This is a genomic window from Pseudobacillus badius (assembly GCF_002189605.1).
Classification (GTDB): domain Bacteria; phylum Bacillota; class Bacilli; order Bacillales; family Domibacillaceae; genus Pseudobacillus; species Pseudobacillus badius.
Window position 1 is genome coordinate 21,177 of sequence record NZ_MWMM01000022.1, and the last position, 6,463, is coordinate 27,639.

The 6,463-nt window shown below is 37.7% G+C and carries 6 protein-coding genes and 1 pseudogene; 5 read left to right on the forward strand and 2 right to left on the reverse strand.

Translation table 11 applies throughout. From position 1 onward, the window contains the following. Positions 1–59: 59 nt before the first annotated feature. Positions 60–773, reverse strand: a pseudogene (locus B1A98_RS18655) (2OG-Fe(II) oxygenase). A 206-nt stretch (positions 774–979) separates the two neighbouring features. On the opposite strand from B1A98_RS18655, the gene B1A98_RS18660 reads away from it, so the two are divergent. Then, a complete protein-coding gene (locus B1A98_RS18660) occupies positions 980–1,891 on the forward strand; it encodes a DNA-3-methyladenine glycosylase family protein (protein ID WP_063385163.1) in 912 nt (303 codons plus the stop codon). Between the two features lie 548 nt (positions 1,892–2,439). Here the strand turns inward: B1A98_RS18660 and B1A98_RS18665 are convergent. Continuing rightward, positions 2,440–2,823 (reverse strand): RidA family protein, encoded by a 384-nt coding sequence (locus B1A98_RS18665; RefSeq protein ID WP_063385162.1) that lies wholly within the window; start codon positions 2,821–2,823, stop codon positions 2,440–2,442. Positions 2,824–2,928: 105 nt separating this feature from the next. On the opposite strand from B1A98_RS18665, the gene B1A98_RS18670 reads away from it, so the two are divergent. The 4 genes from B1A98_RS18670 to arsC all read left to right on the forward strand — a co-directional run bounded on the left by B1A98_RS18670 (position 2,929) and on the right by arsC (position 5,673). Beyond that, positions 2,929–3,267 carry a winged helix-turn-helix transcriptional regulator gene (locus B1A98_RS18670; protein ID WP_063385161.1) on the forward strand — a complete coding sequence of 113 codons (339 nt, stop codon included), beginning with the start codon at positions 2,929–2,931 and terminating at the stop codon, positions 3,265–3,267. 374 nt (positions 3,268–3,641) lie between these two features. Next, a complete protein-coding gene (locus tag B1A98_RS18675) occupies positions 3,642–3,956 on the forward strand; it encodes an ArsR/SmtB family transcription factor (RefSeq protein ID WP_063385160.1) in 315 nt (104 codons plus the stop codon). Continuing rightward, on the forward strand, positions 3,923–5,233 hold the full coding sequence (locus tag B1A98_RS18680; protein WP_063385159.1) for an arsenic transporter: 1,311 nt from the start codon (positions 3,923–3,925) through the stop codon (positions 5,231–5,233). Before B1A98_RS18675 ends, B1A98_RS18680 begins: the two co-directional genes overlap by 34 nt. A gap of 14 nt (positions 5,234–5,247) precedes the next feature. Continuing rightward, positions 5,248–5,673 (forward strand): arsenate reductase (thioredoxin), encoded by a 426-nt coding sequence (arsC, locus tag B1A98_RS18685; protein WP_063385158.1) that lies wholly within the window; start codon positions 5,248–5,250, stop codon positions 5,671–5,673. Positions 5,674–6,463 lie beyond the last annotated feature (790 nt).

A 6,463-nucleotide genomic window follows, 5' to 3' on the forward strand; every position in this document is an offset into this window, starting at 1 on the left:
TGATCAATCTTTAGTCAAAACGATAGCTTTTTATAGGCGATAAAATAAAGGGGTAATCGTTATTTAGAATCGTGAAAAATGATCCCAAGACCGTATCGTTCTCCAGAAGTAACCGTACTTAATCCATGACGAATGGTGTGTTTGTAATATCCTTTTTTACCTAGAACAGGTCTATCATTAGTAGGGAAGATCAGCGCGCTTCCTTGTTCTAAAGTAATTACATATCCTCTGCTCTGAGCACGAGGAATTTGTTCTACTAATAAGGATTCTCCACCGCAAAAGTCTTTATCTCGTTAATTTAATGCAATGACTACTTGAAAAGGGAAAAATATTTCCCCATACAAATCTTGATGCAAACAATTAAACCCGCCTGTTTCATACTTTAATATTAAAGGTGTCGGTCTAGTTTGTTCATCTTCTTTACAGGTAGTCAAAAAATCTTGAAGATGATCTGGAAACTGTTCTGTTTTCTTTAAATAACCCAACCAACGATTGGCTGTTTTGGCCAATTCTAAATAAAAGGACTCTCTTAAGCTTTGGATGATTTCAGGTAATGGATAGGAAAAATATTTATACTCCCCATTCCCAAAACGATACCTTGTCATATTGATTGTCGTCCTGTATGGCTCTTCCTCAGAATACAATTCTATGAAGAACTCACATTCCTCTTTTGTTAAAATCGCTGGAAGTTTGGCAAATCCTTGCTTATCTAATGCCTCTTGAATGGACTCCCAATTTAAGTTGTTGACACGTGTTTTTATATCGTGGCTCATTTTTATCCTCTCCTATTTATCATCCTTGGTAACTAACACTATAACCTCATAAATAGAAAAAATAAGGTGTTTGGAATGTAATAGCAAGATACCAAAATTAGTAAAAGTTAGTATGTGATAAAGTAAAATTTCAATTAGTGTGAGGTTTCTTATAATTATTTTGTCAATAGCATAGAAAATCGTAATAAGATGAGGAGAATGAAAAAGTGATATGGCATGAAGTCAATGATGGTATTGTTATTACATTACCTGAACATTTCGATATGAATGTAAACGCAGGCTATCTAACAAGGGAAAAAAATGAATGCATGTATGAAATCGAGAACGATATCATTACAAAAGTTATAGCCGTTGGGGAAGTTCGGTCCTTAGTACAGATCAGCGTCATCAATAATAAACAAATGGCTGTCCAATTCCTAAATGATTCTAGACCGATTGAAAAGCGGAAACGGGAAGAGATTGTAAAATATATTCATGAATGGTTTGATCTTGATAACGATTTAACGCCATTTTATGAAATGGCAAAAGCAGACCCGTTACTTAGAATGCCTGCTCGAAAATTTTATGGATTACGAGTTATCGGCATTCCCGATTTATTCGAAGCTTTATGTTGGGGAGTTCTAGGGCAACAAATTAACTTGGCCTTCGCGTACTCCTTAAAGAAGCAATTTGTGGAGGGATTTGGCGATTCTATCGAATGGAATGGTAAAAAGTATTGGGTGTTCCCATCGTACGAACGAATGGCACAGTTAACACCTGCTGACCTGGCAGATATTAAAATGACCGTAAAAAAAAGTGAATATATCATTGGGATTGCTAAATTAATGGAAAATGGAGAATTATCGAAGGAAAAATTAATGAAAATGACCTTTAAAGAGGCTGAAAAGAACTTAATTAAAATACGAGGAATTGGTCCTTGGACAGCCAATTATGTTTTAATGCGCTGCCTTAGGTTCCAGACAGCTTTTCCAATCGATGATGTGGGTCTTATGCATTCGATAAAAATATTACGTCATATGAACCGAAAGCCTACGAAGGATGAAATCTTAGAAGTATCGTTTCCATGGAAAAACTGGGAATCCTACGCGGTCTTTTACTTATGGCGTGTTCTTTATTGAATAATTCCTGCTGTTTGAACTGAAGATTCAAGTATATTTAAAATGACCGCTTACTTAAGAGCATCGTAGATAACATGTTTTTCGTCCTATATTCAAGAGCGTCCTTTAATTGTTTGGTTGTAATGCGTGCATTCTGCCAATTAAAGCATAGAAGATGGAAGCCCTAGTATAGACCTTAAATCGTTCTTTGTCAGTGTAGAAGCAATACACCCGCTTGATACTTAATCATTGTAATTGTCAATAGAAACAAACCTGGTGCAGTCGTGTCAGCTGCTTCTCCAAGGGTAAAAGAAGAATTCGTTATAGGGTGAAGTGAGATGATGTTGTTTATAAAAAGACACGAAGTTTAACATAAAGTTGCGACGTCTACAGTTTTGCGAAAAGTCACTATCATAGAGCAGGAAATTCGTTAAAACCCCGAATAGTGGAAACTATTCGAGGTTCAGTTCAATCGAGTTGATTCCCTTTTTCATTTTTCCTGCTTGCTTCAATAATCATCTAAAGAATTGAGCTGGGCATCATTACTTTGATTTTAAAATCCTGCTTACTTAGTCAGTGTGTGCGACGGCGCTGATTTCGATCAGTTGCTCTGGGAATGCCAAATAATTTACGCCGATGAGGCTGCCGGCCGGCCGATGTTGACCCAGGTATTCCTTGAACAGCCGAATGACTGGTTCGGAATGTTCTTGTACATTTGTTAAATAGATCTCCATATAAGCGAGGTTGGACTTCGTGACACCAAATCCTTTCAGCACATGATCGAGATTTTCAAGCGTCTGCCGGGTCTGTGCTTCGATATTGCCCTTGCCAATCAACGAACCCTCCGCATCGTGGGAAAATTGCCCTGAAATATAGATGGTGCCGTTGACGCTGTAACCTTGGGTAATACCGTGATCCCAAAGGCCGTGATCGAAGGTTTTAACATTAATCATTTTTTTCTCTCCTTTACTTCAATGTAATGTCAGTATAAAATGAGCGCAAATAAAAAAATAGTACGCACTTTTTTGATAGATACTACCTGAAAGGATAGTGTAAATATGAGTATGGCTGATTATAAAGAAAAAGGTAATGTTCAAGAGACGCCTTTTGGTTATACAATATCAGTGATTGGTGGTAAATGGAAAATGCTTATCATTTACCTCCTGGCAGAAAATCAACCAGTTCGATTCAATGAATTGAAAAGAAAAATAGGAGCTATTACTTTTAAAACATTAAGCTCACAACTTAAAGAATTGGAAGCAGATGGGATTGTTAGACGCAAAGAGTATCCTCAGATTCCTCCTAAAGTGGAGTATAGTCTAACACGTAAAGCAGAAACTCTATTACCTGTTTTGGAACAGCTATGTGAGTGGGGAGAAAAAAATAGCAATAATTAAGCTCTTTCTGTATAGCTGAATGAAATTAAGAGCATTCTCGGTGCCAAAAACGCTGAAGCTTCTTAAGAGAGCAATTAGAACATGGCGGTCCTCATTCTTTGTTCGTGACAGAGAGGTTTAAAACATGGCTGATTGAAATGATCAAACTATCTTATAAAAATCTCATACTTCACAAACTGCATTGCTTCATTTTGATTAATTATGAAAACATACAAGTAAAACTAAAATTTATCTTACCCCCTTCTTATTTTTGGAAAGGGGGTAATTTGCAAATAAGATGTTTGATTGAAAGAATAATATATAAGTATTTAATTATTTACAAATATATTTTGTTGTACTATATTAAATAAGAATTTGCTTATATAGGAGGATTTATGGACATTCAGTTGATAGAGAAGCAATTAAAAGCGTTGGCTGATATCAATCGTCTAAAGTTGGTTGCTTGTCTAAAGCAAGGGGAGGTTTGTGTCTGCGACTTTGTGGAGGTATTGCAGATTTCTCAACCAGCAGTTAGTCAACATTTACGTAAATTAAAAGAGGCAGGCATTATTACAGAGCGCAAAGTGGGTACCTGGAAACACTATCGGTTAGTCGACGAGTTAACATCTATAGTACAAACCGTTGTTGATGAGCTTGAAGCGATCTCTGTTTGTCAATGCAAGAAGGAGGGCTCGTCTTGCTCATCTTAGCTAGTTTAATTTTTATTGCGACGTTGATTTTTGTAATTTGGCAGCCGAAAGGATTAAATATTGGTTGGTCTGCTTGTGCAGGTGCACTGATCGCCTTACTTGTAGGTGTAGTTGATATTGGAGATGTCCTTGATGTTGTCAATATTACCTGGAATGCAACACTTAGCTTTATCGCCATTATCATCATTTCACTAATTTTAGACGAAATCGGGTTATTTGAATGGGCTGCACTTCATATGGCACGTCTTGCAAAAGGTCATGGCATTAAGATGTTTGTCTATGTGAGTGTACTTGGCGCAATTGTAGCAGCTCTATTTGCCAATGACGGGGCAGCGCTTATTTTAACACCGATTGTGCTGGCGATGGTGCGCAATTTACAGTTTAAAGAGAAGATGATTTTTCCGTTTATTATGGCAAGTGGCTTTATTGCAGACACGACAAGTCTGCCTTTTGTCGTAAGCAACCTAGTGAACATTGTATCTGCGGATTTCTTTGGTATTGGTTTTGTTGAATATGCCGTACATATGATCTTGCCTAATATCTTTTCTTTACTGGCAACCATTACCGTACTTCTTTTATATTTTCGAAAGTCTATTCCGCGTACATATGAAATCGCAATGCTAAAAAAACCTGAGGAAGCAATTAAGGATAACAGGATGTTTCGTTTGTCGTGGGGGGTTCTGCTGGTATTAGTGATCGGTTACTTCTCAAGTGAATGGACGAATATTCCCGTATCACTCGTTGCAGGGACCATTGCGCTTCTTTTCTTGCTAATGGCGGGAAAAAGTGCTGCAGTCAACACAGCGGCAGTGGTTAAAGGCGCACCATGGAATATCGTATTCTTCTCCATTGGAATGTACGTCGTTGTGTATGGGCTAGGGAATGCGGGGTTAACGGAGGCGCTAGCTTCAGTGATTAATGCTGCTGCAGAACAGGGACTGTTTGTCACCACCATTGCAATGGGCTTTATTGCGGCCTTCTTATCATCTGTTATGAATAATATGCCGACCGTTATGATTGATGCGCTTGCTATCGCAGAAACAAATACATCTGGTGTACTTCGTGAAGCACTCGTTTATGCAAATATCATTGGCTCTGACTTGGGGCCAAAAATTACGCCGATTGGCTCCCTGGCAACGCTGGTATGGCTATACGTTTTAAGCCAAAAAGGTGTGAGAATTTCTTGGGCGACTTACTTCAAGACCGGGATTCTCTTAACGATTCCTATTCTATTTATCACACTCATTGGCTTGTACCTTACATTAATAATTAGTTAAGAGGAGAAATTAAGATGGCTAAAAAACTACTTTATTTCTTGTGTACAGGCAACTCTTGCCGCAGTCAAATGGCTGAAGGGTTTGGAAAACACTATTTGGGTGATAAGTGGATCGTCAAAAGTGCAGGTGTAGAAGCACATGGTTTAAATCCAAATGCAGTGAAAGCGATGAAAGAAGTGGGGATTGATATTTCAAATCACACCTCTGATATCATTGATTTAGAAACACTTCATACTGCAAATTTTATCGTTACACTCTGTGGAGATGCAGCAGATAAATGTCCGGCGACACCGCCTTCCCTTCGTCGAGAACACTGGGGGTTTGACGACCCAGCTAAAGCAATAGGCACAGAAGAAGACATTTGGTCAGCGTTTCAACGTGTACGTGATGAAATCGGTGAACGCATGCAACAATTTGCAAAAGAGGAAGAAACGCAATAAGTGTGATAACGAATAAACAGTAAAATAAAAAAGCAAACTAGCTTTTTTATTTCTTGTATATAAGTAAAAAGTGCTGAGAGCCAACAGTACTGGTTGCAGTCATTGGCACAGGGCCAACTGGTTTAGCAGCACATTTAAAAGAAAAACAGACCGCCTGCTTTTACTAGAAAAAGCAGGCAAACGATTGTTATGGAAAACAGATTGGCAAGTACCGAATGGAGAAATTATACCAACGGGAAAAGAATGAGTAGAAGGCTATTTAGCGCCATTTGAGCGCTTAATTGCCCATACAGGCAATCGACCGGCCGAATTTTGACTTTCCATCGTGAACGATGGTTTGAACGGGAAGCCATGGCAGAAGCTGTGCCTGCACTTGCACCATTAAAACGTTCTACTAGAAAAGTAGAACGTTTTTTATTGGATGAAAGATCAACTTCACTTGGCTTGATCCCTAATCATTTTTAGACATACATTCTCAAAGGAAGACAAATGCGAAATAAAAAAGTGTTAATTCCGTTTTCATTTAGAATAGGGTGAAAAACCTAATTGTTTAATTTTTGACTTAAGATACTTGGAGCTTTTTAAATTAAATCAGTAGAAGGGCAGGAAAGTAATAGAAGGGTAATAATAAAAGTCTCTAGTACTTGTATTAATTGGTTGCAGGGCGGTGCCTATCCATTTTAAGCATGTAGAAAAAAGAATTAATAGAAAATTAGAACTATAATTTTTTCAAACACAAAAAAATAATATTCTGCTATAATCACATAATAATAAAAACAATTAGAATAAT

What these genes read in the sequence shown, in the direction of transcription:
- B1A98_RS18680 (WP_063385159.1), top strand. Translation starts at nt 3,923, where the DNA reads ATGCAAGAAGGAGGGCTCGTCTTGCTCATCTTAGCTAGTTTAATTTTT.
- B1A98_RS18675 (WP_063385160.1), top strand. Translation starts at nt 3,642, where the DNA reads ATGGACATTCAGTTGATAGAGAAGCAATTAAAAGCGTTGGCTGATATC.
- B1A98_RS18670 (WP_063385161.1), top strand. Translation starts at nt 2,929, where the DNA reads ATGAGTATGGCTGATTATAAAGAAAAAGGTAATGTTCAAGAGACGCCT.
- B1A98_RS18665 (WP_063385162.1), bottom strand. Translation starts at nt 2,823, where the DNA reads ATGATTAATGTTAAAACCTTCGATCACGGCCTTTGGGATCACGGTATT.
- arsC (WP_063385158.1), top strand. Translation starts at nt 5,248, where the DNA reads ATGGCTAAAAAACTACTTTATTTCTTGTGTACAGGCAACTCTTGCCGC.